Below are 26,565 nucleotides of genomic sequence, written 5' to 3'. Positions count from 1 at the left end.
AAATACTTATCGAATCATACTTCTTCTTAATCAAAGAATAGTATATCATAAAAAATGAGGCCTTGTATTTGGTACTTCAAGTCAATTTCTAATGTTTATAAACACATAAAAAACCTGTAGAGAACTTATCTCCACAGGTTTTCATAAATTGATTACTCTTTATTTTTACTGCTTAACTTAAGTGCTTCATTTTGAGCATATGAAGCAAATTCAGTATTAAAATCATTTTTCTTTTTCTTATTATTATTACGTTGTGCATTTGCATTACCTAATTTTGTACGTCCCATAAGATCCTCACCTTCCACTAAAGTTAAGAGAAACATTTATAGTTTTTCTCAGGAGAGGTTTTTTGAATCAAATAGGACCTTGGTAATGTCTAACAACTTTTCACTACACGTTAAGAAATAATTATTTTCCATATTTTCTTTCCACAAATTCCTGTACCATTTCCTTTGTTACCAGTTTACGCATTGGTACAATCCCTTCTGAAGCCAACCTGTTCATTTCAGATGTTACTTGATTAATTTGCTCAACTTCAAATGGCTTAGAATTTACACAGAGAAATATAGCTTCTTCTATTAATGATTCTCTTTTCGCTTCTAATTTTAGAAAAGATTGAATGTGTTGATGCTGATTGTTACTGTGCTGACTTATTGCTTCATGTACGTTACTCATGTCGTTCCACCTCGTTTTTCCATTAACCTTTTAACGTGTTCTTTTGGGTTCCAGCAATTAAACGAATAAGTTGGCTTCGTTTCGTATTTTAAACGACTGCAATAATAGATCATTTTTTTATCCTCTCGCATCGCCTCAAAATGTATACACGTTGCACAAACTTGATACGTTTTTGAATCCAATCTTTTTCCCCCTGCACATTAAATGAGTTTTATCAGTAAATTGTATCATAAAATTAATGATGTTGAAGATTATTCTCTTCTATTAATTGAACACTTTCTGTGATGACAGCTACCTCTGTTTTTAAGTGATCTGTGTCTTCATGCCGGATATCCAACAAAGCTGAAAAGCATTCCTCTGTTTGTTTCTTTACCTCTTGAATTAGAAGCTGATGAGAAGATCCCATTGCATCACTATAATAACTCGAAAATTTCTCAAAGTATTCTTTTAAGATACTTGAAATAGGGCTATCCATTCGTTTAGATAAGTCTTCAGACATGATCTTTTTCTCATTGCGCTCAAAGAAAGATTTCGTATTCTTAAATAACTTCAAAGCCGGCTGTATAGTCGCCAGCATACTTGTTGAAAATTCAACAGCAATTGTTGGTGTTTGAATTTCGGGAAACTCAATTGTAGCAAGTGTAACATTTTTAGACCTTTTCTTTATGAGCTGTACAATACGATTGAACTCACTATCTAAGGTATTGTTAATGATATTTTCGATCCTTAACGATGTAGCTTGCAGTTCTTGGATTAATTCAAATTCTACCGTTCTGACGAGCTCTTCTAAACAAATTTTTAAAGCTTGTTGAATGTCAGCATTTTGGTTAAATATGCTCGGATGAAAGCTCTCCTTAAAAAAGTCATTAAATCGGAAGAATAGACGCTGCTTCACATAAAAAATCAGCTCTTCTATTTCTTTAGAAATAGATGTAACAATATGGTCATGAGATATATTTGCTATTTCATCGTTGACATTCATTTGCTCTTGCAGAAGGCTTTCTCTTCTCTCCTCTTTTTCCTTTCCACTTAACTCGTTAGCATGAATAAGAGCTTGAATCCTTTCCTTGCAACGATTTAAATCTTCCTTAATTGAAAAAAGAGTTGTATTCATTAATTCCTCTTTAATAAATGTATTAAACTGTTTTTGAAATTCAATATAATCTTTTTCTTCATCTACTTGGCCTGATAAAACATTTAAACTAGATACTCCAAATAGACGTACATTTCTAATCTCATGTTTTAAAAACTGATCATTAATATAAGTCTTAACAACATTCACTTCTTCTTCATCTTTAGCTAAATCCACTGCATTGATAATGAAGAACATTTTATCTAGTGTAAAAGAATCCTTAACCCTTCCTAATTGTCTTAAAAATTCCCGATCACCTTTTGAGAATGGGTGGTTGTAATAGGTTACATAAAGAATTGCATCTGCCTTTTTAATATATTGAAACGCTACATCTGTATGTCTTTTATGCAAGGAATCTGCTCCTGGCGTATCCACCAATGTTATACCTGCCCTTGTAATCGAGCAATCAAAATAAACAATTACCTCTTCAACTAAACATGCCTTTTCTTCCTTAGCAACAAAGTCCTTAAATGATTTCGTATCCGATTGTACGGTAAGTCCTTCACTTGTTAAAGTTTGATAATCCAATATCGCTTTTTGATACTTTGCTATCTGTTCAGTTTCGTTTTTATTTTGGCCTTGATAGTTCTGAAAAATTTCTGTTATGCTTTCGATCGAAAAATCCTTATTATTTAACGAAGGAATACTAATCATTATGTCCTTCATTAACATCTCTTTTGATTTCAATTTCACTTCAACTAACCCATGTGCTTTTTCATGTGTTGGTGGAGCTATTTTATTTATCGTCGCTGTTGTCGGATTAGGAGATGAAGGTAACAGTCTTTCTCCTATAAGTGCGTTTGCAAATGATGATTTTCCTGCACTAAAGGCGCCGAATAACGCAACAGTATAGGTGCGGTTTTTAAAACTGTTGATCTTCCTTTCGAGTGACTCTGTAAATTGCTTAAACCCATGGATGTTATCAAGACGTTTAATAACCTGCTCTGCGTTCTTAATAAATATCTCTCGATTATTATAACGAGTATTGGATAGAGGTTTTGATAATTTATCATCACTTGATTCTTCTGCATTTACTACCTTTTCTTTTATTTGGATTTCTTTTGTTACTTTCTTATATGTCTGATGATTGTTTAACCATTTTTCTTCATTTATAGTTGAATCAGGTATTCCATTAGGAAGTTCTTGCAGCGAATGTCTATATTGCCTAAGTGTCTCGAACTTAAATAAAATCCCTTTATAATGATCAATATTTTCATTTTCACTGTTTATTTTTACATTTATTTCATCGATTTGATCTTGAATTTCTCCATTTATACCATCCATCATCTTTTTAAATAAGCTCATAACTTGATGTTTACTTTGCTTTTTGATTAATTCGCTAACATCAGAGGAATACGTTAAAACATACTGATTATTAAAAGAAGCACCTGTTTTTATTGCGTCAGATACGAGTTGTTCTGAAACGTTGATGGAAAACGATTGAGCTTCTTGTATAAGCTTGGGATCATGAATTTCGTATGATTGAATAAATTCTTTAAGTAATGTAATAAAGTGCCAGGATACTTGAGTTTCTGTAGTTTTCATCAAACTGTCATATAATTCTTTTTTTCTCTTTTCACGCTCTTGATCGGTTTTAGACTTCGAAAAAAGTAAACCGATCTTAAATGAAGGATCTGCTGCCTCAATAAAAGCTGAAGCCTTCTCCCTAGTTTCAAATGGAATTAAATTTGCACTTTTTAATATTGACGATACTTTTTCTTCTGTATCTATGACAAGCTTTTTCATCTTTTCTTCTTTCTGCTGAATTTGCATAAGTAATTGATTCAATTTGTTTGTATGTTCATCTAATCTCTCACGAATCTCATCCTCGTTTAGATCTATTAGACCAAGCTGCTCCTCATATTTGTCAACATGCTCCGACACAACTTGTGTGATTGATTGAGAAATATTTTGATCCAGAAATCTGTTTTTATCCTGAATCACCACTCTGATTAACTCTTTCACTTTTTCTAAATCATTATAAGGGTGTTGATCGTTTCTTAAGGTTGTAAAGAACACGTCTTGCGGATGTAGTCCGACTTCTGCAAATGATCCCTCAATGTTTTGTCTAAAGTCTTGGAAACGAATTTCCTTTTCTTCATGTTTATCAATTTGATTGACAATCAAGAAAATCATTTTATTTCGACTCTTCATTTCTTGGATGAATGAAAGATTCTCTTCTGATTGAACATGATTGTAGTCGGTTACATAAAAAATGACATCCGCTAAATGAAGCATTGATTCTGTTGACAATTTATGTGCTGCATCTGTGGAATCAATACCAGGTGAATCCATAATGACAACATCTTCTGCTAAGTTGTCATAAGGTTTTTTAATACGGATCCTCTCAATATCGTCTCCTTGTTTACAATATTCTTTGATTTGTTCTATTGAGTAGTCACCAGATAATTCAATGCTTTCTTTTGCGGCAGAATATAAGGTTACCTGCTCTATCCCTTTTTCTAACAAAACAAGATTTGCACTTGTAGGAATTGGACTTGTGGGTAAAATTTGCTCATCCAATAGTTTGTTTATCATGGATGACTTCCCTGCCGAAAAATGGCCGGCAAAAGCAATATACAGTTTTTCTTGTTCAAGCTTATGAGCCATTTCGACTAATTTAACTGCATTTTCATGATCTTTTTCATAGATTATTTCATGAAGATTAATAATGGTTTGCATCAATTCTTTTGATTTTACAACAGTTGTCATGTTTATCCCCTTCACTTATGGCACTTGCAATTTATTAACTTCATTTTACAGAATTATATGCAAATTTTCTATCGTCGTTTTGTAGAAAAAAGAATAAAGGCTCACAACAATTAGCTGTGAGCTCTAAAATTCTACTATATAAAATGATTAGAATGATTATGCTTTTTGGGTATCAATATTTTTTAATATGTAGCCAATTAAAAAGCTATACGTAACAACGGTACAACCGACAAATAACATCGTCATATTCGCAGCAGACCTCCATATTATGAGAATGATTTTCAACACAAATTCATTTTATCACCAATGATAATCATTTTCAATAAAACTTTTGATATTTTCCGAAAAATCTTTCACTACTTCTTTTTTGATGTAAATATTGACCTAATCGAAAAGACCTCATGATAATTTGTATATGTTTGAAGTGCGGATTCTTCAGCAGGAATTCTTATCGTCATCATAATTACATTTAAGATAGTAAATAAGATTGCCGTTATATACGCATGAAATAATAAAGGAAGTATTAAAATTTCAATTGCAACAACAATATAATTCGGATGTTTTACAAATTTGTATGGCCCCCTTGAAATGACCACATCACCTGGAACTATCATAATTTTTGTATTCCAATAATTTCCCAGAGAAAATACTGCCCAATACCTCAAAAGCTGGGTCAGAAAAAGAATTGGAAACATAACAAACCATATTTCTGTTAATTCTCTTCGAAAAACTTGAACTTCTATAAAAAAGGAGACTAAAAAGAGGATATGTAATGATACGATATAAGGATAATGGTCCTTTCCATGCTCAATTCCTCCTCTATTCCTCATCCACTTTTCATTTTTCCTTGCAATAAACAGTTCTGTTACTCTTTGTACGATTATAAATATAAATACCATATAAAACATTACTCAGCATCCTCCCATTGAACAAGCAACATTTCAGAGCTAAATCCAGGTCCAAGAGCGCCGATTAAGCCATATTCATACCCTTTACCTATTGCCCTTAGTAGATACAATTCCAAAACGTACATAACCGTTACAGATGACATGTTACCGTGGTTAATTAATACTTCTTTTGAAATTTGTAAATGTTCGTCTGAAAAGCCAAGTCCCTCTTTGTAAGCATCCAATACTTTTTTTCCTCCGGGATGGGCAATGAAATGGTTTATTTCATTTATATCGATTTCATTTTCTTCTAAGAAATTATTAACTTGTGGGCGAAGCCACTTTTTAATAATAGAAGGAATATCCCTTGAAAAAATAACATAAAGGCCATTGTTTCTAATATCCCACCCCATTACATCCTCAGAATTTCGCATTAATGTTGAACGAGTACTAAGGATTTTAGGGATAAATTTTAATTTGGATTTTGCTTTCCAATCAACATGATTTCCAACCACACACGTGCAGGCAACACCATCCGCAAACAAAGAAGTTCCGATTAAATTACTTTTTGACCGGTCATCATGTTGAAAAGTTAAGCTGCATAATTCTACTGAAATAACCAGCACTGTTGAATCAGGATATGCCTTACAATATTCATAAGCACGGGACAAGCCAGAAGCACCGCCTGCACAACCTAGCCCCCAAATTGGAATTCGCTTTGTCGTTTCTTTAAAAGGTAAGGCATTCATTAATTTTGCATCGATACTTGGTGTTGCTAGCCCGGTTGTACTTACAAAAAAAATAGTATCAACTTCTTCATATAGGATATCGTTATGTAATAAATTTTTATTTGAAAGACAATTTTCTACTGCTTCAATTCCATGTTTTACTGCCATCTTAATATATAAGTCATTTTTATCTTCGAACGTATGTTTCTTTTTGTACCATTCAACTGGTTGTGAAAACTGTCGTTTTTCTATTTCGCCATTTTTAAAAACGGGTAATAGACGGTCAAAATCTTTAAATGAACCCTCAAATACTTCTCTTGCAAACTCAACTGTTGATTCTTGGTCCAGTTCATATTTAGGAACAGATTTTCCAACCGAAATAATATAAGCCAAAGTCATTTCACCTCAGATTCTCCAAAAGTAAGCATTATTCCTATATATATACCTTTACCAATAAAGCTAAATTTATCCAAAATAAATAAAGCCCGCCGATTGGCGAGACATTTCATACATTTTATAATCATTTGGTCAAAAATATTTTTTCTCACATTAATAGTAAATAGTAAGATATAAAAAAAGCCTTTCCCTTGAAATGGGGAAAAGCAACGTTTTAAAGGAGTTGTTGTTGTGCTATTTCATTATATATCATTCACAAGAAATACTCACCTCTGAAAATTCTGGAAATAACTTATATAATACTAAAATTTTCAATTTTTACTTATTTAAAAAATAGGCCATGAAAATTTCATCATCATACATTCCATCTATTTTCACTTGTTCTTTCTGAACACCTTCTTGTATAAAGCCATAACGTTCATACAATTTATGTGCCAACCCATTTGATGCAAATACTGTTAAACATAACTTATGTAAATTGTGTTTCCTACACCATTTAAGCGTGTATTTCATTATTTCGGAGCCTATCCCTTTTCCTTGTGCGGATTGAACTAACCATGTTCTAAATAATCCAGTGTGCCGTTTCATTTCAAGTTCTCCTCTAATGACACGGGCAATACCTACAATTTCATGATTAATGATTGCAGTCATATACATATTATCTAATTCGATCATGTTTTCAATGAAGATCTGCTCTTCTTCTACACTACGTGGAGATTCTTTTTGAATATAAGCTCCAGATTTAATAATTTGTGCAACGGCATGAATGATTTTTTCTGCATCCTCAATTTGAACAGGTCTAAGTAGTACCTTTTCTCCGTTTTTGGCCGTGAATTCTTTCATCATATCCACGTTAATATACACTCCTTTAAAAACAGATCTTCGAACAGAGGCTGAAATGTTTATCAGCCTCATAGATATTAATTATGCAACTCGAATCGCCTTGCCAAAAGGAACCTTTGGAAGAAATTCATCAGGCACTAACCAAAAGATTTCATTATTTACTTTTAACTCTTCATAAAAATAACCAGTAACATCTGTAATATAGAATAAGGTATCAATTTTTTCTTGATCAGCCCATTCCAACACTTCTGTATACGATGACTTTCCATGTGTATAATACGAAATTTGATCTTCTTTTATTGAGGTAATTTTTCTAATTTTAAAGTCCGCTTGCACTAAAAGTGATTGAGGGGCAACCTCACCAAACAGCTTTATTATATTCTGGATGAGTAAAGTATTAGCTTGTTTGGTTGATGTGTCAACTGCAAGTGCAATTTTCTTTCCGTTTCTTTCTTGCAATTTTGATAAAAGCAGCTTTTGCCATTTCATCCTGTCGATCTCCCCCTCACATTTTTTGTGAAGCACATCTATTTTTACTCAATTGAAATGATCCTATCCCATAGATTGATTTTTTTTCATTAATAAAAAACTATTTCTACTTTGAAAATTAACTTATGTATTATTTCCGCACCAATCTTCATATAGTCCACTACCGTTACAACCTGGACAATCAAAAATAGCATCATATGTTGGTAAATATACACTTGTAAAAGACGATGTAAATCCTCTTCCTCTGCAATCTGGACATCTTCCTACAGACTCCATATCAGCTCGTACTTTTTCTACTCTTGTTTGCTTCCAATCTGAGATACCACGAAGAAAATCCAAAATTTATCACCTCATATATCCTTTTTATTCCTTAATATCAGGCTAATGCTATTATTTTAAACATGTTGTTACGTAATTTCTTTCATTTTAATATTCGTTACAAAATTTTAATCGGAAAAGCAGTGAAATTTAGTTAAAAATTTTGTAAAATAAAAGCAGATTATTATGTCCTTATCTGGACAAGTCTTATATGAAGGAATAAATTTGCATAATTAATTTAAAAGGAGATAAACGGTGGCCGAATTAGCATTCAAAGAATACAACTTTAAAAAAGGAAGTAAAACAACTGTATACCTGTATCAAAATAGTATTGAAATCATTCAAAACAGATTTCTTGGTAAATTTAATAAAGGGAAGCTATTCCAGTATAAGAATGTATCACAGGTTTCTTTAAAGGAACCAGGCTTTGCGTCAAATGGACATCTCATAATAGATTGTGGAACCACTGATAGTAAAAAAGAAAAAAACGTGTATACTATTGAGTTTTCAAAACAAGAAAAAGATCTCGCTCTTGAATTAAAAGAAATGATTGAAGACAAAGTTGATGAGGTTAAAAATCAAAGGGTCGACTCTGCTGTTGACAATTTTGAAAAACTAAAGAAAATAAAAGAACTTTATGATTTAGAGATTCTTTCAGCAGAAGAATTCGAAGACCAAAAGGAACGACTATTAGAAAAGTAATGGAAATAAACTAAAAAAGGACAGTTCCTACCGAAACCTGGAACGACAAATTACTAATGTCATTTCTTAGAGGTTTCGAAAGGTACTGACCTTATCACTATTGTTTATGTTTTTCCCATTCTGAATATTTTCCTGTTCCATTACATTTATAACACTCTATATTGCTACCGGCATAATGAATAGGTACAATGACAACTCCATATCCACGACAATCAGGGCATTTACCAAGCTTCATCATTTTCTCTTGATGAACTTTTTTCCTTTTTTCAAACCAATTCATAAGTTTTGTTTTCATGCCATTCACCTGACCTCGATATCATTGTTTCTATAATGTATTCAAGAATTAAGGACAAGGTGAATAAAATCTACAATTTTTAATTAGAAAAACGAAGGCTTATCGCCAAAGTACTAATGGCGAAAGCCTTCGTTTTTTTATGCTTTAATCCTTTACTTTAATTAAACTTTTTTAAAGTATTAAAAAACTGTATGCACGCTTTTATTGCTTCTTCCTCATCCTCTCCACTAGTTAGAATCGTAATTTCATCTTCCACTCTTAATGTAGCTAATAATCCCATTAGGCTTTTTACATCAATTTTATAATTTGGCCCAATCATAAAAATATCTGATTCAAACCTATTAGCAAGATTTGACAGTTGAATAAACTTATCTACTGTAAGCGATTTAGAAACTCTCAGCTCTTTTACTCTCATGCTCTACTCCCAACGATTACTTTATAAAAATTCTATTTACGTTTTGTTTCCTTCATGACAAATTTTTATAACAAGAAATCGTTTCAAAACGGTTATCTAATTCAATTCTTCTTTATGCTCTGTTACAACGAGTCTATTTTGTTCATCGGTATGAATGATAAGCTCTTTTTTCTCTAAATACTTCTCATGATCAAACACAAGTTTAATACCATTTCTCATCACAACATGGTCAGACAGGACCCAGCCACATAACTGTGACACATTATCGACCGTTGTTTGTATCCGCTGTTTTTCACTTTCACTTATTTCATGATGATTATGTTTCAGATCAATTTCTTCAGTTAGTTCTAATAAATAATGTTGATCCGCTTTTAATTGTTTTTTTAGTTGATATTCACTAAATGATTTAATTTTATCATCATCCTTCATAACTAAACTCCTCCTTGTCATTTTTCACCAGTATTGCACAAACTCATTGTTTTTCTACATTACATAGTGATTTAAAAGAAAAAATGCTTCCCCTACTATTCATATGCTAAGAATGAATATAGAGAAAGCACATTTCATTATGAAGTTTGACTTTGAATAACAGGTTTGTTTCCTTGTTTTTGTTTTGAAGATGATGAAATAATAGTAAAGATAATATTTAAGATAATAGCAGTTATACTACCTGCCCAATTCCATTGTTTGTTAGAAATTTCACTGATTCTGGAAGACCTGCAAACATTTCGGTTTACTTCCCCATTTGCTTTTCCAAAATTTATCTGTTAAGATATAGAAGAATTATTTTTGTTCGGTCTGTAAGGAAAGAATAGTATTTAAACTCTTCGCCTTTGATATCTAATTGGACAACTATAGTAATAAATTGTGGAATTGATCCACTCAGGAGGCAACAATTATGCAACAAGGTACAGTAAAATGGTTTAACGCAGAAAAAGGTTTCGGATTCATCGAAGTTGAAGGTGGAGACGACGTATTTGTACATTTCTCGGCTATCCAAGGCGAAGGATTTAAATCATTAGATGAAGGTCAAAAAGTAACTTTTGACACTGAGCAAGGCCAACGTGGTCTTCAAGCAACTAACGTAAACAAAGCATAATTAACGAGGACTCTTTTCTAGAGTCCTTTTTTTTGGTAAAAAGGACTGAAACAACATAAAACCCCACTCAATAATGAATGGGGAGAGGCTAAACATGTAAAAGGTACTAAATGGTTAGTTAAAGCATAACACACTATTTCAAGATTACCTAATATTATTAAAAATAATTAAAATTTTATCTTTTTAATTTGTTACAGCAACTAATATATTTACAATTGATTTCTAATACCTATTGTATGTTAATGAACATTATTCCATATTTTCTACAAAAAGTTATTGTTGGATTTAACAGGAAATTGTATAATAGTCTCTGTTATTATAATTCTAATAGTATCTTAGTACTAGAACGGAGAGAGAGAAATGAGTCAGAATATCCATTTGAAACAGAACTTGGATCCACAACAGCAAGCCATTTTAGCATCAGAATTTGATAAAAGGAAAAAATCTAAAGTTGTGACCTTCTTATTATGGTTTTTTCTAGGTACATTTGGAGCACATCGCTTTTATACAGGTCAAACTGGTTATGCTGTTGCAATGTTACTTTTAGGTTGGGCAACACTAGGACTTTGGCCACTTATTGATGGCATTGTTTGTTTGGTCAGCAAAGTTGATCAAATTAATGAAGAAATCGAAAGAGGTATTATTGCACAACTTTCAACAATCAGTAAAGCAGGATAGGTTTGTAACACACGATTTAATTAGTCGTGTGTTTTTTTATTCTCTCATAGATATTTTCTGACCCAAATTTACAAATAGGATATACAGTTCGCGAAACCACTGGAAGACATTTGCATGAGGATGTCTGTAAGCATGTTTAAGCTTAAGTCATGAAATTTAATTTATATTTGTTTATCCATTTACATTTATCTATGGTACACTTTTTAAAAATGAACATTTTGTTAATAATTTCCTTTATTAGTGTTTTCGACAACATTTTTGAACTCACTATTATACAATCAAGTAGTGTTTTTCATTAACACTAATTTCTAAAATGGGGATGATTAGTCAAATGAAACAATTTGTCTTTACAATTGATTCTAAAGAAGTTGTAATTTATGCAAATGGTATACTAAATGCTTCATCTGAAATTTTAAGAATTGCAGATAGCAAGTCGAAAATTAAATTTGTCGGTGTTAGGTATTGAGTAACTAATTAAAACCCAAGAACACATAGATAATAAACTCATTATACGTAATCTTTTCTTTTTCTCTTATAAAAAAAAACGCTACCTCCAAATGCATGTCATAGACATGAAGAAGGGTAACGTTTTAACATTTTTTATTAACAGAATATTGGGTATTTTATGTTAATTCAGAGCATTACCTTCTTAATTATGAAGCTTGGCTTTGAATAACAGGTTTGTTTTCTTGTTTTTGTTTTGAAGATGATGGAATGATATTAAAGATAATATTTAAGATAATAGCAGTTACACTTCCAGCCACAATTCCACTGTTTGTTAGAATTTTCACTGATTCAGGAAGACCTGCAAACATTTCAGGTACAACTGTTACACCTAACCCTAATCCTACTGAACATGCGACAATTAACAAGTTTTCTTGAGAGGCAAATTGAACTTGTCCCAACATCTTAATGCCATATGCTACAACCATACCGAACATTGCCACCATTGCTCCACCTAAAACAGCGGATGGGATAATAGTAGCTAATGCTGCAATTTTAGGAACTAATCCCAAACCAATTAACATCACAGCTGTAATATAGATTACTCGATTCGTCTTAATTCCAGACATTTGAACAAGACCTACATTTTGCGAAAATGCTGTATATGGAAATGCATTAAAAATTGCTCCTAGCATATACGCAAGACCTTCTGCACGATATCCTCTCGCCAAGTCTTTTTCAGTAATTTTTTTGTTACAAATATCTCCTAATGCGAAATAAACACCTGTTGATTCTACCATACTCACGATTGCTACAATGGTCATCGTTAAAATAGGGGTTAATTCAAAGGTAGGTGTTCCAAAATAAAATGGTTTTCCAATATTAAACCAAGAAGCCTCTTGAACAGGTTGTAAATCAACCATTCCCATTAGCCCTGCAGCAACAGTACCTGCCAGGATTCCGATTAAAATTGAAATAGCCCGTATAAATCCGGTAAAGAAACGATTTAAAAGAATGATTAAAATTAGGACACCAAATGCTAAAAGCAGATTTTCATTTGAACCAAAATTCGGGCTGCCTTCACCACCTGCCATATTATTCATTGCAACAGGAATTAATGTAATCCCAATAATTGTAACAACAGACCCTGTAACAACAGGGGGGAAAAACTTTACTAATTTTCCAAATACTGAGGAAATCAAAATAACAATTAAGCCGGAAGCAAGAATTGCCCCATAAATTGAAGAAACACCATAATTACTCCCAATCGCAATCATCGGTGCAACGGCTGTAAATGTGCAACCTAAAACAATTGGTAAACCTATCCCGAAAAAGCGATTTTTCCAAACTTGTAGAAATGTAGCTATTCCACACATAAAAATGTCAATGGCAACTAGATACGTTAATTGAGATCCCGATAATCCAATTGCGTTACCGACAATTAAAGGTACAACAACTGCACCTGCATACATGGCTAGCACATGCTGAATTCCAAGTGAAATATTCTGAGCTGTTTGTTTCATTGTGTAACCTCCTCAAACTGTTCAACAAAGGTAAGTTGCCCTTCTTTTAAAGAAGATATTTTTGCTAAAGATTCTACTCTATGCCCTAGTTCCATTAACTCTTTTGCCCCTTTTTGAAAGGACTTTTCAATTACAATCCCAATTCCAATAACTTTTGCACCTGATTGCTTCACAATGTCAACAAGACCTTTTGCAGCCTCACCATTCGCTAAAAAGTCATCTATGATAAGGACACGATCCTCTTGACTTAAAAATTGACTGGAAACAGCTATATTGTTTTCTTCTTGTTTTGTAAAAGAATAAACAGAAGAGACCAGTAAATTATTTGTTAATGTTAATGATTTTCTCTTTCTAGCAAAGACAACTTTTACCCCTAACTCCAATCCAGCCATCACTGCCGGAGATATGCCGGAAGATTCAATTGTAACAATTTTTGTTATGCCATCAGCTTCAAAGCGTCTTGCAAACTCTAATCCTATTTCTTTCATAAGGATCGGATCAATTTGATGATTAAGAAATGAATCAACTTTTAATACACCGTCAGAAAGAACTATACCTTCTTGTTCGATTTTTTCTCTTAGTAGTCTCATTTATTAGTATCCTCCTAACGTTTTACCCCATTAATTTTTTAGTAACTATGCTGACATCAGAATAAGCATAAACCTAGTTAAAATGACATCTAACCAAGCAATTAGAAAAACTTGGCTTATTCCTAATGAGAAAGCCTTAGTTTTTCTTATACTATCATCCTTAAAATCTAATACTTTCTGATAGTACAACAAAAAGACGACATTGCTTCAACTAAAAGTGGAAGCAATGTCGTCTTCGATTTACAATATCTAAAAAATCATAAAATGAAAAACAACTATTAAATCCACTCATAGTCGAACAATTTACGGTTGTTCGGTAGAAACTTGTAGGCCATATCCCTACGATTATATGAGTGCTATGCAATTAATTAAAATTATATCAACTTATGCAATATTTTCAAGAGTTTTTTAATGAAAACACGAACTTTATTCAGTTTACTTGTTTGAATATTCGTAAAATAATATATATTTGTTATAGTTTATAAATCTTTTGATACTTTTCTTCGAGATATTCAATTAAATGTTGTGCATTTAATTCTTCTCCCGTAACATCATTCATAATTTCTAATGGCTGCTTCGTTCTTCCGAATTGATGAATCTTATAAGTTAACCAATCCTTTATTTCCTCAAATTGACCTGTTTCTATAAGTTCATCAAAATTAGGTAGATCCTTTAACATGGCATTTTTTATTTGGGCAGCATACATATAACCTAATGCATAGGAAGGAAAATAACCGAAGCTTCCTCCTGCCCAATGAACATCCTGTAATACACCTTGAGCATCGTTTGGTGGAGTTATTCCTAAATATTCTTCATATTTCTCATTCCATATCCGCGGTAGGTCTTCAACAGAAATCTCATCGTTAAACAGCCCTTTTTCTATTTCATAACGGATCATAATATGCAGACAATATGTTAATTCATCTGCTTCAATCCTAATTAATGAGGGCTTTGATTCATTAATTGCCACATAATACTCATCAAGACTTACATCATTAAACTGTTCTGTTGAATGATCTTTTAGTTTTGTAAAATAGCGGCTCCAAAAACCTTTATTTCTCCCAACAAAATTTTCATAAAATAATGATTGTGATTCATGAATCCCCATTGATGTTCCACTACATAATAATGTCCCCTCATATTCCTGAGATATATTCTGCTCATAGATCGCGTGACCGCATTCATGTATTGTTCCAAAAATAGCCGTACGGAAATCAAGTTCATCATACTTTGTGGTTACCCTTACATCATTTCTATTTAACGTTATTTCGAATGGATGAACTGTCTCATCTAATCTTCCTGCATCAAAATCATAACCAAGTTCACTCAATAAAAACTCACTTAATTGTTTTTGGGCTTCTTTAGGGAATTTTTTAAAGATGAAGTCTGTACTCGGTTTTAAGGATGCTTGCGAAATTTTTTTCACAAGTGGTACGATTCTATCTCTAACCTGCGAAAATACACGATCCAATGTTTCGACAGTTATACCTGGTTCATATTCATTTAAAAGAGTATTATACTTATTGCCTTCATATCCCCAGTAATTGATTAATTTTTTATTATAATCAACCAGCATTTGCAAATATGGAGCAAATAGTTGAAAATCCGACTTTTCTTTCGCTTCTTCCCAAATGGACTCAGCCTTAGAGCAAAGAATAACATATTCTTTATATTCTTCAGGTGGAATGACTTTATTTTTTTTGTATTCTTTTTTCAGTATCTCGATTGCTTTTTTCGTTTTGAATTGTAAGTTTTCATAAACATCATCATGTGATAAGTCTGTAAGATATTCATTCATTTGATCTGAAACGAGCATTTCAAATGCTTCTGTTGATAGCATTCCAATCACTTCTGATCGCTGTTGCACTCCTTTTTTAGGGGCACCTGTACGTAAATCCCAGTACATTACATTAATAGCTTCTTCATATGCTTGCATTTTTCGAATATAATCTAAAAACTCTTGTTCCATATGATTCATATTATTATCACTCCCAATAATTAGAGTACTTTTTTTATGTATATACCTAGGTTTATTCTATGAACAAACAGATTGGAACAGAATAGTTCCCTGCTAGAAACTCATCTAGCAGGGAGAATATTAAGGTGTTATTTTATTGATGGTTTAACAGGAAGTACTGATTCAATCATCGACAATATACCTTTGTCTTTTTTCGTATGGAAAATCGTAATTGAGCCTTGATCATTACTTGTACGAATTAGTCTTCCAATACCTTGTCGTAATCTTAATATCATATAAGGAATATCTACTTCTTTGAAAGGATCTTGTTTATCAGATCTTTTCGCTTCAAATACAGGGTCATCAGGTGGGTATGGCAATGTCCATATCACAACATTTGATAAGGATGGACCAGGAATATCAAGACCTTCCCAAAGATGCACAGCACAAAGTACAGAATGTTCATTTTCCTGGAATTCCTTCACTAACGAACTAATTTCTTTATCACCTTCAAAGATGATCGAATATGGGAAGGATATTTCTGAGACTTTTTGTTTAAACCGTTTCAATTCTTTTAATGAACGAAAGAGTACTAATCCTTTCCCTTCCGATTTCGTTAACTCTTGGATTGTTAGTTGAAATTTTTTCTCAGTTTCATCTTCTTCCACTACTTGGATTTTCATCTGCTCTTTATAATCAAAAGGAGAATCAACAGAAAGGGACAAATAATCTTGAATTCCTAAGCTTTGAGAAATAAAATCAAACGATTTATTATCAGATAATGTTGCTGATGAGAATACAATTGGTATTTTTTTCGAGAAGACTTTTTCCTTTAAAACCTCCTCTACTTTTCGAGGCATTATGACTAATGTATAATCATCACTTTTTTCTTCAACCCAACTTACTGCGTTTGTGTTTTTATTAAATAGTGAGAGAGAATATTCCATTTGATCAATGAATTCTTCTACAATTTTCAGTTCATATTCACCAATGGTATATAATTCACCTTCAAATACAAGTGCTTCACTAATTTCAGACAATTTGCCCTGCAGACTTTGAGCTGTTTTTTGAAGCTTTCCTTTTCGGTCAATTCGTAAGCGATTAGAACCTTCCACACTGCTCGTGCATTCTTTTAAATCATCAAAAAATAAATCATTAACAGAAAGTGTGTCTTCTACTAAATAAGCCAATTCTTCACGAATTTCATTTTGCAATAATCTTTCTAAGAATATTTGCAAAGTACTCTGTTTTACACGATATGTTAAGGCTTTTTGCGCTGCATATTCCAACAGATGTCCTTCATCAAATACGACACTGCTATAATCAGGAAGTAAAGGCATTTGTCCTTCTCGTTTACGGGACTCAAATGTCCAAATATGTTCCATAAAATAATCATGTGAACAAACAATGATGTCTGTTGCTTTACGATAATAATCTCTTGTTAACGTTAAACCACAACGATGTCTCTGAGAACATGTGGAACAGTCTTGAAAAGAATCCCATCCTACATTTTCCCATTCTTCATCTGAAAGATGGCCAAATTCTTTTCGATCACCATAAGCAGAAAATTGTTGCATTCCTCCTGGTTCATGAACAAAAGAAGGAAGTGATTGATAAAGGTCAAGATACTTTTCTTCACCGGTTTTCTTCATGGTTTCATCTAGCTTATTTAAACAAAGATATTGACTATGTGTTTTGCCTAGCCTGACATCCATATCAATATCTAAATGCTCAGACAATTTGACAATATCGCCTTCTTGTTTAACTAGTTGTTCTATTAATGTTTCATCTGCACAAGCAATTATTGCCGGTTTACCAGTATATCTAGCATAAGATAAAGCATAAAGCAGGTAAACAATCGTTTTCCCTGTTCCTACACCTGCTTCTGCGAACATGACTTTTTTTTCTTGAAATGCTTTTTCCAGCTGAAAAGCCATAAAAATTTGTTCATCTCTCAACTCAAAGCCCTTTTCAGGAAGAATATCGTAAAACACATCTCCTATCCAATTGCTTAAGGCTTGGTAAAAGCTCTCATCCTTTGATATGGTAAAAGGCAAACGTGATGATACCATAAACGCTACCTCCATACTTTAATTTCAAAATTACTGCAAATAATAATTATCATATTGAATTGATAAAAAGTCAAATAATATTCATCAAATTCAGAAACAATCGTTGAATGGCACTGTCGTAGTTTTTTAAATCTAATCCAAAAAAAAGAGGCAGCCGATATGGCTACACCTAGTTATCCTTATCCTTAACTTCATCGTACATTGTTTCAAAAATTAATTGGTGGTCAATTGACGTTACATGAGATAAAGCTCGAATCATATCTTCCTTTGCTTGACCAATTTGCATTACAGCATGTGAGTCATGACCAATTTCATTTTCTATTGATTTTTTCGTTGAAAGTAAAGCTTTATTAATAAGGTGAAAGTCTTGGTTTTCATACACTCTTTTTCCCCTCCTCTTTAGGGAATAAAATATGGATAATTAAATATAATCCACAATTCATTAATTATTCCATCATTTCGAAATCCTCATATAAATAATATAATTAACAATTTGGAGGTAATTTATTCCCGAGAAAAAAGAGAAATCGGGCTATCAAATAAAAAAGGAGATTCGAACCAACGGTTGAATCTCTTTTTTTTGTTTATTCTTCTACTTTTATAAATCCTTGTTCTTCTAAATCAGTTGTTAAATTTTCAGGTGTTACAATATAGTATGTATTTCCCTCATCATTTGTAATAATGATTTCTGTAGGACTGGCATCCACACGTGCTGCTTCAAGAGCAAAATATTTAGGTCCTAAAACATCTGATAATGATGACAAACAAGCCACCTCCTTTTTCAACTAGTATAACATGTTGAATCAATTCCTTTTTGTGAAGGATAAAAAAATTATTTATTTCTTGGCGGTCGTATATTTGACCAATACTGGTAATAATCCGTCTTAATAAAACCGTTAAAAAGTTTTCGTTTCTTAGTAGCCGGTTTGCCATAGAACTGTTCAAATTCTTCATGTGAAGTAAGCATATAAATACTCCATGTATCTAATTTAGAAAATGCCTGTCCCATTTCCTTGTACATATGCTCAACTTCTCTTTTTTCACCTAATCGTTCCCCATAAGGAGGGTTACCGACTATTACACCGAATTCTTTTGTTGTTGTAAAATCTTTTACTTGCATTTGTTTAAAAGAGATAATATCACCAAAGCCAGCTTCTTCTGCATTTCCTTTTGCGATATTGACCATTCGATGATCAATATCTGAACCGAGTATATCCAACTGTCGGTCATAATTCGCTTTTTCTTCGACCTCTTGTCGAGCTAAATCCCATTTTTCTCTTCCAATCCAGTCCCATTCTTCAGATGCAAAGTCACGGTTAAATCCGGGAGCAATGTTTTGACCGATAAGTGCTGCCTCAATTGGAATAGTACCTGAACCGCAGAAAGGGTCAACAAATGGTTTATCAGGTGTCCATCTTGTCAGAAGTACAAGTGCAGCTGCTAATGTTTCCTTTAGTGGTGCGCCACCTTGTTCAATCCGAAATCCTCGTTTATGTAACCCTGCTCCACTGGCATCTATTGTAATTGTTGCCACATCTTTTAACAAGGCAACCTCAATACGGTATAAGGGTCCATCCTCATTAAACCAGCCTGTTTTTTTATAATGTAATTTTAGTTTTTCCACAATTGCTTTCTTAACGATTCCCTGACAATCAGGAACACTTGCTAATGTTGATTTGACAGATTTTCCGATAACCGGAAATTCAGCATTTTCAGGAAGGTAGTCACCCCAATTTAAGGCTTTTGTTTTTTCAAACAACTCATCAAATGTTTTTGCCTGGAATTCACCTACTTTTATTTTAATGCGGTCTGCAGTCCGAAGCCAAAGATTGGAACGACAGATTGCCAACTCGTCAGCTTCATATGTTACCTTCCCATTTTCAATTTTGCATTCATATCCTAAATCCTTTACTTCTTTCCCGACTATGGCTTCCAGCCCCATTGCCGAGGTTGCGATTAATGTTAAATTCTTCATTTGTGAACCCTACCCTTATGCAGAAAATTCTTGTAAATCATTATATATATTCGACCATATTCTTCGTATATATCCAAGTATATCCAACAAAATTAATTAAATAAAAAGGAGCTGATATGATCAGCCCCCTGTTCTTTATCAAATGATACTGATTTCAAATAACGTTCGATAAGCCATGTTTTGTTCCATCGTACTTCAAACGGCATAAGCCTCGTACTCAGGTGGTAATCATCTATCTACAAAAGCTATAAAACTTTTGTCCTTCTCTTTGTTCAATTCCTCCAAGAAGGTGCCCCTACCATAATTTGGGTTTCTCGCTCGTGGGGTTTACCTCGTTCCACTCTTACGATTTCTCGTAAGACTCCGTCACTGTGGCACTTTCAAGGTATTCAGGCCATATCCAATTGGACTTAGGCCTTTTCCCTGCCGTCAGCCAAGCGAACTCGGCTGCCCTAGCTTATGAATTCGCTAGGCACGAACACTACGTGCATCTCAGCACCGTGCGAGCATGGACTTTCCTCTACAATCCTTAAGACTGCAGCGATTACCTGAACGTTATTAACGAAACAGTAACACTAGTATACCTAATCATTACACACAAAACAAGTGGAAATAATTAGTGATCAATCATACAATTTACTACCAAATACATGCTTTTCTAAATTTGATAATCGCTTTAAAATATCAAAATTTGTGGTATTTGTTTGTACAGGTGTTTGTTTTTTGTATGTATCATCCAATTGCTTTTTTAAGCGTAAATTTTCCTGCTGAAGATCTTCATATTCTTGGTGGAATGTTTCATAATCCTTTATAATTTGATCTAAAAATTTGTCTACTTCTTCTTGCTTGTAACCTCTAACACCTGACTTAAATTCTTTTTCTAAAATTTCTTTAGCTGTTAACTTTAATTTATCGGCAAGCATTTCTTTCACCTCATTATAACGAAGTCCTCAATTTATATTTTTTCAGAAATTTTGTAAATTGTCAATTTCATTGTCATGTAAATTTAGTAAATTACCTGTTATTTACCAAAAATCATTATTTTTCATTGTTTCTTCCTCGACAACACTTTGTAAATCTAAGAAATTAATCGTACTGATCATATAGGATGTTACTTGCTGTTTTTTTCTTGCTGTTTCCAAAAGGAATTTAGGAGTCCCTTCTTTTTCTTCATCATATAAAAGTAATAATCCATCACTTTTGTCTACAAGAAATTGATTTTTTTGTTTAAATTGCAGTGGACTGTCATATTCTCTTTTTGAGATACTATCCACAAAATCTGCTTGTGAAAGAATAAATTCATAGTATTCCTGGTTTTTCTCATTCCACTTTGATTCTTGATTTAGAAATGGAGTGAGGATGGCAAGTTTTAGCTCCGGATATTGCAATTGAAGTTCAAAGACCACATCTGCAGCCCATAGTTCCACACCCATTTGTCCACTAATGATCACCCATTCTAATCCTTCCTCTAAATATCCTATCAAAGACTTTTCAATCGCCTTTTTAATATACTCAACAGCTTTATCATCTTGCTTAAAGACCCCTAATTCATGAGATTTATATCCTGAAACAGTTAAAACTTTCATTCAATCACCTTTATCATTATACAAACTTTTTTGCTAATTATAACGAACATGTTAGTAATTATATTATACTCCCAGCTGATCTGAACATGTAATTGTTTTGTATAAAGATGTTGTTTCCTTCATCATTTCATAAATAAACAGAAAGGAGCCGAAATTCAGCTCCTTAGTGTTTTTCTGTTATCTGAAAAATGGTCCTGGACCAAAACCCGGACGTGGAACTGGACCTGCTCCCGGTCCAAAACCTGGTGTTGGGCCGTACACATTAAAATGTTGGTGTGTAACCTCATTTTGTACAGACTGAGTTTGAGGGAAATAATGTTGGTGCTTATAAAATTCATGGTTTACAGTTGTTGTGTGTTGTGGATGAATGTGTGGTACGATTGTTTCAGAGTACGTATTGTTAACACAACATTTAGTTGGGTGTACGATTGGTGCCATAACTTTTGGTCTACAATGCATGTTGCATTCTCCTTTCATCTTTTTATCATGTCTTACACTTTTAGCCTATGATGAAAGGTACATACATGTACTAATTCAAAAACCTAATTTTTATAGAAACGTTAAAAAGCTATCTTTAAAGTTAGTAAATATGAAGATGGTCAATACAATCACGATGAAAAATAAGTATAAAACACTTTTATACACAGCGGTCTTCTCCCTTATAAAAAGTAAACTACAGTCCCTTATTTTACATCGTTCCCTATAATCCTACAATTCCTATTTATAACTTTCAAAAAAGTTCATGATTTCGTCAAAAAAATGGCGAAATTACTCATTTTTTGCGCTTGCCCGGGCAATATATCGATAATATTTCCTTTCAATTCTTTCTTTCCTTTTTTTTATTTCCTCAGCATTTATTAACTCATTCAACTCGATATATTTTTCAGATCGTTGTCTGAGTATATCTGTGTATTTCATCGCTTTTAAAAAATCTTTTTCCTGATGCTCATAAAATTTAGCTAGTTCTACAGTGGCCTTAAAAGATACCTCATTTGAGTTTGATTCACTCACTATTTCTTCCCAAAGTGTGACAGCTTGTTTCCAACTCTTTTGCTTTTTGTAAAGAAGGGAAAGAGCAAATTTTGCTTGAGGTTCCTGGCCTGATTCTTTTTTAACAAATGAAGAGTATGCATGAAGTGCTGAATCTTTTTCACCTATATAGTCTAACCACCTTGCAATTTCATAATGTTCAGAGTTCGTTGTTTTATTATTTATATCTAGTAATTTAGTAGAGAGATGAGTATATAGTGTGATAAGTGATAAAACATCAATTTCATTATGTTTTAGTACGCCTGCGATAATTTCCGGATTTTGCTGTTTAACAAATTCGAAATAGATCATCGGCGCTAAAAACCCAGGAATATCATTTTCGCGTTGTATTCCTAATATTTCACTTTCTACCTTCGAAAGTTTTACTGATTCCAACTCATTTTTCCATAATCTTCGTGCAGCATGAAATAAATCAAAATGACCAAAAGGAGGGAGACTAGGAACTTGTTCGCGAATTAAAGTATGTCTTGTCTTGACCTGAGGCCAGTCAAACGCTTTGCCATTATAAGTAACAAGAGTTTTGCTATTAATCCCTTTTAAAAAGCTTTGATAAAGTGCAACTTCATTGCCTGGTTTAGGTAATAGATGTTGTTTAATAACTACACAATTATCCAACACTTGGGCTTGCCCCAATAAAAATATGGTATTTCCAGTTCCTCCTCCTAAACCTGTCGTTTCTGTATCAAAGAAAAATAATTCATCAGGATGGTGATTCTTCGAAGAAAGCGGATGCTGGAGTTCACTTTCATTCCATCTTGCCACAACTTCTTTAAATTCTCTTAATCTATAATGCCCATGTTTGTAATCAAGTGGATAAACTACTTCTCTTATCAAACAATACTGGTTATCATAAGTGAAAACAGTTGTTTGGTAATCCTCCCAAAGATCGGTATTAAGATCTTTAGCAGGTTTTTCAGGAACAATCTCTCCTTCTTCTCGAATCACGTGTTTTTTTAATCGATTTAATTTATGTTTTACTGACATTTGCTTCATCCTTTAATATGCCTAGAAGTAAATAAGCATCTTTTTTCATTGTATCAGATGAACCTTCAACCCCAATACATGATGGACAGCCTGAATAACAAGGACACTGTTCTATTAATCTCAATGCCTCTGAGAGGACAGGTCTCATCGTTTCATGAATTTTTTTAGAAAGACCTACACCACCTGGATAACGGTCATATAGGAAAACAGTTGGTTTACCATTATGAATAGCCTTGATTTGAGCTACAACATGTAAGTCAGAAGGATCACACATAACTTTTAATGGTGCAACATGTTGCAATACATTTGCAACACCTATTAATGATTCCTCCATACGTTTTTCACCCAGATCTTCTATCATGTTCGATTGGAAACTCATCCAAGCTGAATTTGTATGGAGTTCTTCTTCAGGTAAATGAATAGGTCCTGAACCTATGTTTTCGTGTGTATCAAACTTTATTTTCTTGAAAATAGTTGCCATTGCTTGGACAGTCACATCTCCATAACCAAAAACCGCACGGTCTTTTACATATGTTTCATCTTCTTCAAGAACCTTTAATTGAACAGCTAAATTTGCGTCAGTAAAATAATCTACATTTACTTCTCTTACAAATGCTTTTTTCTCTTCCCAATCCAGTTTTTCAACTTGAAATTGGACACCTTGGTGCAAATAAATGGCTTCATCATGAAGTAGAGTCATTGCACTAAAGCGATCCATCTCACCAATCACCTTAATATTGGCAATATCCGATTGATCTATAATAACTACATTTTCTTGTGATGCAGAGCGAAGACTGATATTGTGCGCCGGAAAAGCGTCATTCATCCAATGATACGTTTGATTATTGTAATACAACACTCGTTCTTCTGCTAAAAATTGCAGGATATCTTCAAGTTCCAACCCATCAAATGTATCTCCTTCTTTAAACGGCAATTCAAACGCTGCACACTTTAAATGGTCTACCAGCACAACTAAATTATCCGGGTTAATGATAGCTGTTTCCGGATTTTGTTCAAAGAAGTAACGAGGATTTTGAATGATGTATTGATCAAGAGGGCTGGAGCTCGCCACCATTAGAATAACCGCTTCACCTTGTCTTCTGCCAGCCCTACCGGCTTGTTGCCAAGCACTCGCAATGGTTCCGGGATATCCTGTCATAATACACACCTGAAGACTTCCGATATCTACACCTAATTCAAGTGCATTCGTACTAACGACACCTAATATCTCGCCATTTCGGAGACCTCTTTCTATTTCTCTTCTCTGCTTCGGTAAGTATCCTCCACGATATCCTCGAATTGATTTTTTTGTAAGCTCATTTTTTATTAATTGTTGTAAATACGTTAAAATGATTTCCACTCGAACCCTACTACGGGCAAACACAATTGTTTGAATCTTATTTTTCAAAAATTCCTCTGCTAGCCTTCTTACCTCTAATGTAGCACTTCTTCTAATGTTTAGTGGCTTATTCACGATTGGAGGGTTATAAAAAATGAAATGCTTTTTACTTGAAGGTGCACCATTTTTAGCAATTAGATTCATGGTCGTTCCAGTTAAGGTTTCAGCTAATTCCTGCGGGTTGGCAATTGTTGCAGATGTACAAATAAATTGTGGAGTACTTCCATAAAACTCACAAATTCGTTTTAGTCGACGAATAACATTTGCAACATGACTTCCGAATATGCCTCTATAAATATGTAATTCATCAATAACTATATACTTAAGATTTTCAAACAAAGACACCCATTTTGTATGATGAGGCAATATAGCAGAATGTAGCATATCTGGATTAGTTATAACGATATGACCTGCTTTTCTAACTTTTTGCCTAATAGCAGGTGATGTATCTCCGTCATATGTATAAGAGTTAACCTGAACACCCATTTCTTCAATAATTTCGTTTATTTCAGATTTCTGGTCCTGAGCTAATGCTTTTGTAGGAAATAAATAAAGAGCTCTGCTGTTTTCATCTGTTATTATCTGTTGTAAGACTGGAAGATTATAACAAATTGTTTTACCTGATGCTGTCGGAGTAACTGCGACAAAGTTGTTACCTTGTTTAGCTAACTGATACGCTTCATGCTGATGTGTATAAAGTTGTGAAACACCTCTTTTTTCAAGTGCCTCCTTTAAGCGCGTATCGATATCGAGTGGGAAATTTACATATTCAGCCTCTCTGGAAGGTATTGTATGCCAATGAACAATCTGCTCATTAAATTCCTGACTGTTTTTCAATGAATGCAGGATGCTTTCTAATGATTTCTTAAATTCCATTAATTTCACTACCTTTTGCTTGAATGTAGCCCTTATGTTCTATTTTACCGAATAAACGTTCGTAAATAAAGTGGAATTGTTTAGAAACAACTGTTTCGTTCTTTTTTAGAGGCTCAGAGATTGCAAAAAGAAAAAGCAGATTCATTCTGCCTTCACGGGAATTATTTATTTAGTATGTACATTTGCAATATGTGTTGAGCCTTTTATTACATTCTCAACTTCTAGGCGTTCAATTCTCTCTACAATATCGGAATTCGTAATAATAATAGGAGAGATCGTACTTGCTGCCTTTTCTTTAATTAATTCGAGATCAAATGTCATTAATGGATCCCCTTCTTTAACTTTCTGACCTTCTTTAACAATTACATCAAAACCATTGCCATTTAAACCTACAGTCTCAAGCCCAACGTGAATAAGCAATTCTATTCCTATTTCAGAACGGAGTCCAATCGCATGCTTAGTGTGGAAGACTTGAATAACATGTCCATCAAATGGTGCCACAAGTTTACCTTCAGCTGGTTCTATGGCAATTCCTTCGCCCATTAATTTTTGAGAAAAAACTGGATCAGGAACGTGCTCAAGTTCAATTATATTTCCAGATAACGGCGCAAAAAGCTGTTCAACTGTACGTTTATCTTTTTTACCAAAAATCGACCTCAGCATAACATTATCTCCTTTTAACATATGTAAGGTAATATTTTACAATTAAATAACACTTAGATCTTCCTCAACATATAATA

General features: G+C 33.3%; 31 protein-coding genes, 1 other RNA gene and 1 riboswitch. Of the genes, 4 read left to right on the top strand and 28 right to left on the bottom strand.

Going from position 1 to position 26,565, the window contains the following annotated elements:
* Positions 1 to 152: 152 nt before the first annotated feature.
* From LC095_RS26715 to LC095_RS02860, 9 genes are all read right to left on the bottom strand, one after another.
* Positions 153 to 287, bottom strand: coding sequence for a hypothetical protein (locus LC095_RS26715; protein ID WP_264144522.1), 135 nt, complete (start codon positions 285 to 287; stop codon positions 153 to 155).
* Positions 288 to 408: 121 nt separating this feature from the next.
* Entirely contained in the window at positions 409 to 675 is a 267-nt protein-coding gene (locus LC095_RS02895) for a DUF2533 family protein (RefSeq protein ID WP_226526709.1), read from the bottom strand.
* Positions 672 to 857, bottom strand: a complete 186-nt coding sequence (locus tag LC095_RS02890) for a hypothetical protein (RefSeq protein WP_226526745.1) — start codon at positions 855 to 857, stop codon at positions 672 to 674. The genes LC095_RS02895 and LC095_RS02890 overlap by 4 nt, the downstream gene beginning before the upstream one ends.
* A gap of 53 nt (positions 858 to 910) precedes the next feature.
* Positions 911 to 4,519: a dynamin family protein gene (locus LC095_RS02885; protein ID WP_226526708.1), complete on the bottom strand. Its 3,609-nt coding sequence runs from the start codon at positions 4,517 to 4,519 to the stop codon at positions 911 to 913.
* A gap of 356 nt (positions 4,520 to 4,875) precedes the next feature.
* Complete coding sequence (locus LC095_RS02880; RefSeq protein WP_226526707.1) at positions 4,876 to 5,427, bottom strand: isoprenylcysteine carboxyl methyltransferase family protein; 552 nt, start codon at positions 5,425 to 5,427, stop codon at positions 4,876 to 4,878.
* Entirely contained in the window at positions 5,427 to 6,527 is a 1,101-nt protein-coding gene (locus LC095_RS02875) for a type III polyketide synthase (RefSeq protein ID WP_226526706.1), read from the bottom strand. Before LC095_RS02875 ends, LC095_RS02880 begins: the two co-directional genes overlap by 1 nt.
* A 321-nt stretch (positions 6,528 to 6,848) precedes the next feature.
* Positions 6,849 to 7,376 carry a GNAT family N-acetyltransferase gene (locus LC095_RS02870; protein WP_226526744.1) on the bottom strand — a complete coding sequence of 176 codons (528 nt, stop codon included), beginning with the start codon at positions 7,374 to 7,376 and terminating at the stop codon, positions 6,849 to 6,851.
* A gap of 78 nt (positions 7,377 to 7,454) precedes the next feature.
* Positions 7,455 to 7,862: a VWA-like domain-containing protein gene (locus tag LC095_RS02865; protein ID WP_226526705.1), complete on the bottom strand. Its 408-nt coding sequence runs from the start codon at positions 7,860 to 7,862 to the stop codon at positions 7,455 to 7,457.
* A 123-nt stretch (positions 7,863 to 7,985) separates the two neighbouring features.
* The gene (locus LC095_RS02860; protein ID WP_226526704.1) at positions 7,986 to 8,201 is read right to left on the bottom strand and encodes a methionine aminopeptidase; all 216 of its coding nucleotides are present in this window, start codon (positions 8,199 to 8,201) and stop codon (positions 7,986 to 7,988) included.
* A gap of 234 nt (positions 8,202 to 8,435) precedes the next feature.
* Between LC095_RS02860 and LC095_RS02855 the strand changes: the two genes are divergently transcribed.
* Positions 8,436 to 8,882, top strand: coding sequence for an SHOCT domain-containing protein (locus tag LC095_RS02855; RefSeq protein WP_226526703.1), 447 nt, complete (start codon positions 8,436 to 8,438; stop codon positions 8,880 to 8,882).
* Between the two features lie 97 nt (positions 8,883 to 8,979).
* On the opposite strand, the gene LC095_RS02850 is transcribed toward LC095_RS02855, so the two are convergent.
* From LC095_RS02850 to LC095_RS02840, 3 genes are all read right to left on the bottom strand, one after another.
* Positions 8,980 to 9,177, bottom strand: a complete 198-nt coding sequence (locus tag LC095_RS02850; protein WP_034333065.1) for a hypothetical protein — start codon at positions 9,175 to 9,177, stop codon at positions 8,980 to 8,982.
* 157 nt (positions 9,178 to 9,334) lie between these two features.
* Complete coding sequence (locus LC095_RS02845) at positions 9,335 to 9,592, bottom strand: HPr family phosphocarrier protein (RefSeq protein WP_226526702.1); 258 nt, start codon at positions 9,590 to 9,592, stop codon at positions 9,335 to 9,337.
* A 96-nt stretch (positions 9,593 to 9,688) separates the two neighbouring features.
* Complete coding sequence (locus LC095_RS02840; protein WP_226526701.1) at positions 9,689 to 10,021, bottom strand: hypothetical protein; 333 nt, start codon at positions 10,019 to 10,021, stop codon at positions 9,689 to 9,691.
* Positions 10,022 to 10,490: 469 nt separating this feature from the next.
* On the opposite strand from LC095_RS02840, the gene LC095_RS02835 reads away from it, so the two are divergent.
* The 3 genes from LC095_RS02835 to LC095_RS02825 all read left to right on the top strand — a co-directional run bounded on the left by LC095_RS02835 (position 10,491) and on the right by LC095_RS02825 (position 11,835).
* The gene (locus LC095_RS02835; RefSeq protein ID WP_026560151.1) at positions 10,491 to 10,691 is read left to right on the top strand and encodes a cold-shock protein; all 201 of its coding nucleotides are present in this window, start codon (positions 10,491 to 10,493) and stop codon (positions 10,689 to 10,691) included.
* A 360-nt stretch (positions 10,692 to 11,051) separates the two neighbouring features.
* Positions 11,052 to 11,369, top strand: a complete 318-nt coding sequence (locus LC095_RS02830; RefSeq protein WP_226526700.1) for a TM2 domain-containing protein — start codon at positions 11,052 to 11,054, stop codon at positions 11,367 to 11,369.
* A 313-nt stretch (positions 11,370 to 11,682) separates the two neighbouring features.
* Positions 11,683 to 11,835 (top strand): hypothetical protein, encoded by a 153-nt coding sequence (locus LC095_RS02825; RefSeq protein WP_226526699.1) that lies wholly within the window; start codon positions 11,683 to 11,685, stop codon positions 11,833 to 11,835.
* Between the two features lie 187 nt (positions 11,836 to 12,022).
* On the opposite strand, the gene LC095_RS02820 is transcribed toward LC095_RS02825, so the two are convergent.
* The 16 genes from LC095_RS02820 to LC095_RS02750 form a co-directional block, all read right to left on the bottom strand.
* On the bottom strand, positions 12,023 to 13,336 hold the full coding sequence (locus tag LC095_RS02820) for a nucleobase:cation symporter-2 family protein (protein WP_226526698.1): 1,314 nt from the start codon (positions 13,334 to 13,336) through the stop codon (positions 12,023 to 12,025).
* On the bottom strand, positions 13,333 to 13,926 hold the full coding sequence (gene xpt, locus LC095_RS02815; RefSeq protein WP_226526697.1) for a xanthine phosphoribosyltransferase: 594 nt from the start codon (positions 13,924 to 13,926) through the stop codon (positions 13,333 to 13,335). Before xpt ends, LC095_RS02820 begins: the two co-directional genes overlap by 4 nt.
* Positions 13,927 to 14,197: 271 nt before the next feature.
* A riboswitch (purine riboswitch) is annotated at positions 14,198 to 14,299 on the bottom strand.
* 99 nt (positions 14,300 to 14,398) lie between these two features.
* A complete protein-coding gene (locus LC095_RS02810) occupies positions 14,399 to 15,904 on the bottom strand; it encodes a carboxypeptidase M32 (protein WP_226526696.1) in 1,506 nt (501 codons plus the stop codon).
* 128 nt (positions 15,905 to 16,032) lie between these two features.
* Complete coding sequence (locus tag LC095_RS02805) at positions 16,033 to 17,955, bottom strand: ATP-dependent DNA helicase (RefSeq protein WP_226526695.1); 1,923 nt, start codon at positions 17,953 to 17,955, stop codon at positions 16,033 to 16,035.
* A 169-nt stretch (positions 17,956 to 18,124) separates the two neighbouring features.
* Positions 18,125 to 18,337 (bottom strand): hypothetical protein, encoded by a 213-nt coding sequence (locus LC095_RS02800; protein ID WP_226526694.1) that lies wholly within the window; start codon positions 18,335 to 18,337, stop codon positions 18,125 to 18,127.
* Between the two features lie 202 nt (positions 18,338 to 18,539).
* On the bottom strand, positions 18,540 to 18,719 hold the full coding sequence (locus tag LC095_RS02795) for a hypothetical protein (RefSeq protein WP_226526693.1): 180 nt from the start codon (positions 18,717 to 18,719) through the stop codon (positions 18,540 to 18,542).
* Between the two features lie 68 nt (positions 18,720 to 18,787).
* Complete coding sequence (locus LC095_RS02790; protein WP_226526692.1) at positions 18,788 to 19,930, bottom strand: THUMP domain-containing class I SAM-dependent RNA methyltransferase; 1,143 nt, start codon at positions 19,928 to 19,930, stop codon at positions 18,788 to 18,790.
* A gap of 164 nt (positions 19,931 to 20,094) precedes the next feature.
* Positions 20,095 to 20,486, bottom strand: an RNA gene (gene rnpB / locus LC095_RS02785) — RNase P RNA component class B.
* Positions 20,487 to 20,553: 67 nt separating this feature from the next.
* Complete coding sequence (gene gpsB, locus LC095_RS02780; protein ID WP_226526691.1) at positions 20,554 to 20,853, bottom strand: cell division regulator GpsB; 300 nt, start codon at positions 20,851 to 20,853, stop codon at positions 20,554 to 20,556.
* Between the two features lie 102 nt (positions 20,854 to 20,955).
* Positions 20,956 to 21,516, bottom strand: coding sequence for a DUF1273 domain-containing protein (locus tag LC095_RS02775; RefSeq protein ID WP_226526690.1), 561 nt, complete (start codon positions 21,514 to 21,516; stop codon positions 20,956 to 20,958).
* Between the two features lie 177 nt (positions 21,517 to 21,693).
* A complete protein-coding gene (locus LC095_RS02770; RefSeq protein WP_026560162.1) occupies positions 21,694 to 21,975 on the bottom strand; it encodes a spore coat protein in 282 nt (93 codons plus the stop codon).
* A 90-nt stretch (positions 21,976 to 22,065) separates the two neighbouring features.
* A complete protein-coding gene (locus LC095_RS27225; protein WP_394184262.1) occupies positions 22,066 to 22,161 on the bottom strand; it encodes a hypothetical protein in 96 nt (31 codons plus the stop codon).
* Between the two features lie 123 nt (positions 22,162 to 22,284).
* Complete coding sequence (locus LC095_RS02765) at positions 22,285 to 23,550, bottom strand: ribonuclease H-like domain-containing protein (protein ID WP_226526689.1); 1,266 nt, start codon at positions 23,548 to 23,550, stop codon at positions 22,285 to 22,287.
* Complete coding sequence (locus LC095_RS02760; RefSeq protein WP_226526688.1) at positions 23,534 to 25,825, bottom strand: DEAD/DEAH box helicase; 2,292 nt, start codon at positions 25,823 to 25,825, stop codon at positions 23,534 to 23,536. Before LC095_RS02760 ends, LC095_RS02765 begins: the two co-directional genes overlap by 17 nt.
* The gene (locus LC095_RS02755; RefSeq protein ID WP_226526687.1) at positions 25,815 to 25,970 is read right to left on the bottom strand and encodes a hypothetical protein; all 156 of its coding nucleotides are present in this window, start codon (positions 25,968 to 25,970) and stop codon (positions 25,815 to 25,817) included. Before LC095_RS02755 ends, LC095_RS02760 begins: the two co-directional genes overlap by 11 nt.
* A 20-nt stretch (positions 25,971 to 25,990) precedes the next feature.
* Entirely contained in the window at positions 25,991 to 26,488 is a 498-nt protein-coding gene (locus LC095_RS02750; RefSeq protein ID WP_226526686.1) for a PTS glucose transporter subunit IIA, read from the bottom strand.
* Positions 26,489 to 26,565 lie beyond the last annotated feature (77 nt).

This window comes from Metabacillus niabensis (assembly GCF_020524345.1).
In the GTDB taxonomy this organism is placed as follows: domain Bacteria; phylum Bacillota; class Bacilli; order Bacillales; family Bacillaceae; genus Metabacillus; species Metabacillus niabensis_B.
This window is presented reverse-complemented; position numbering and strand designations above follow the sequence as displayed.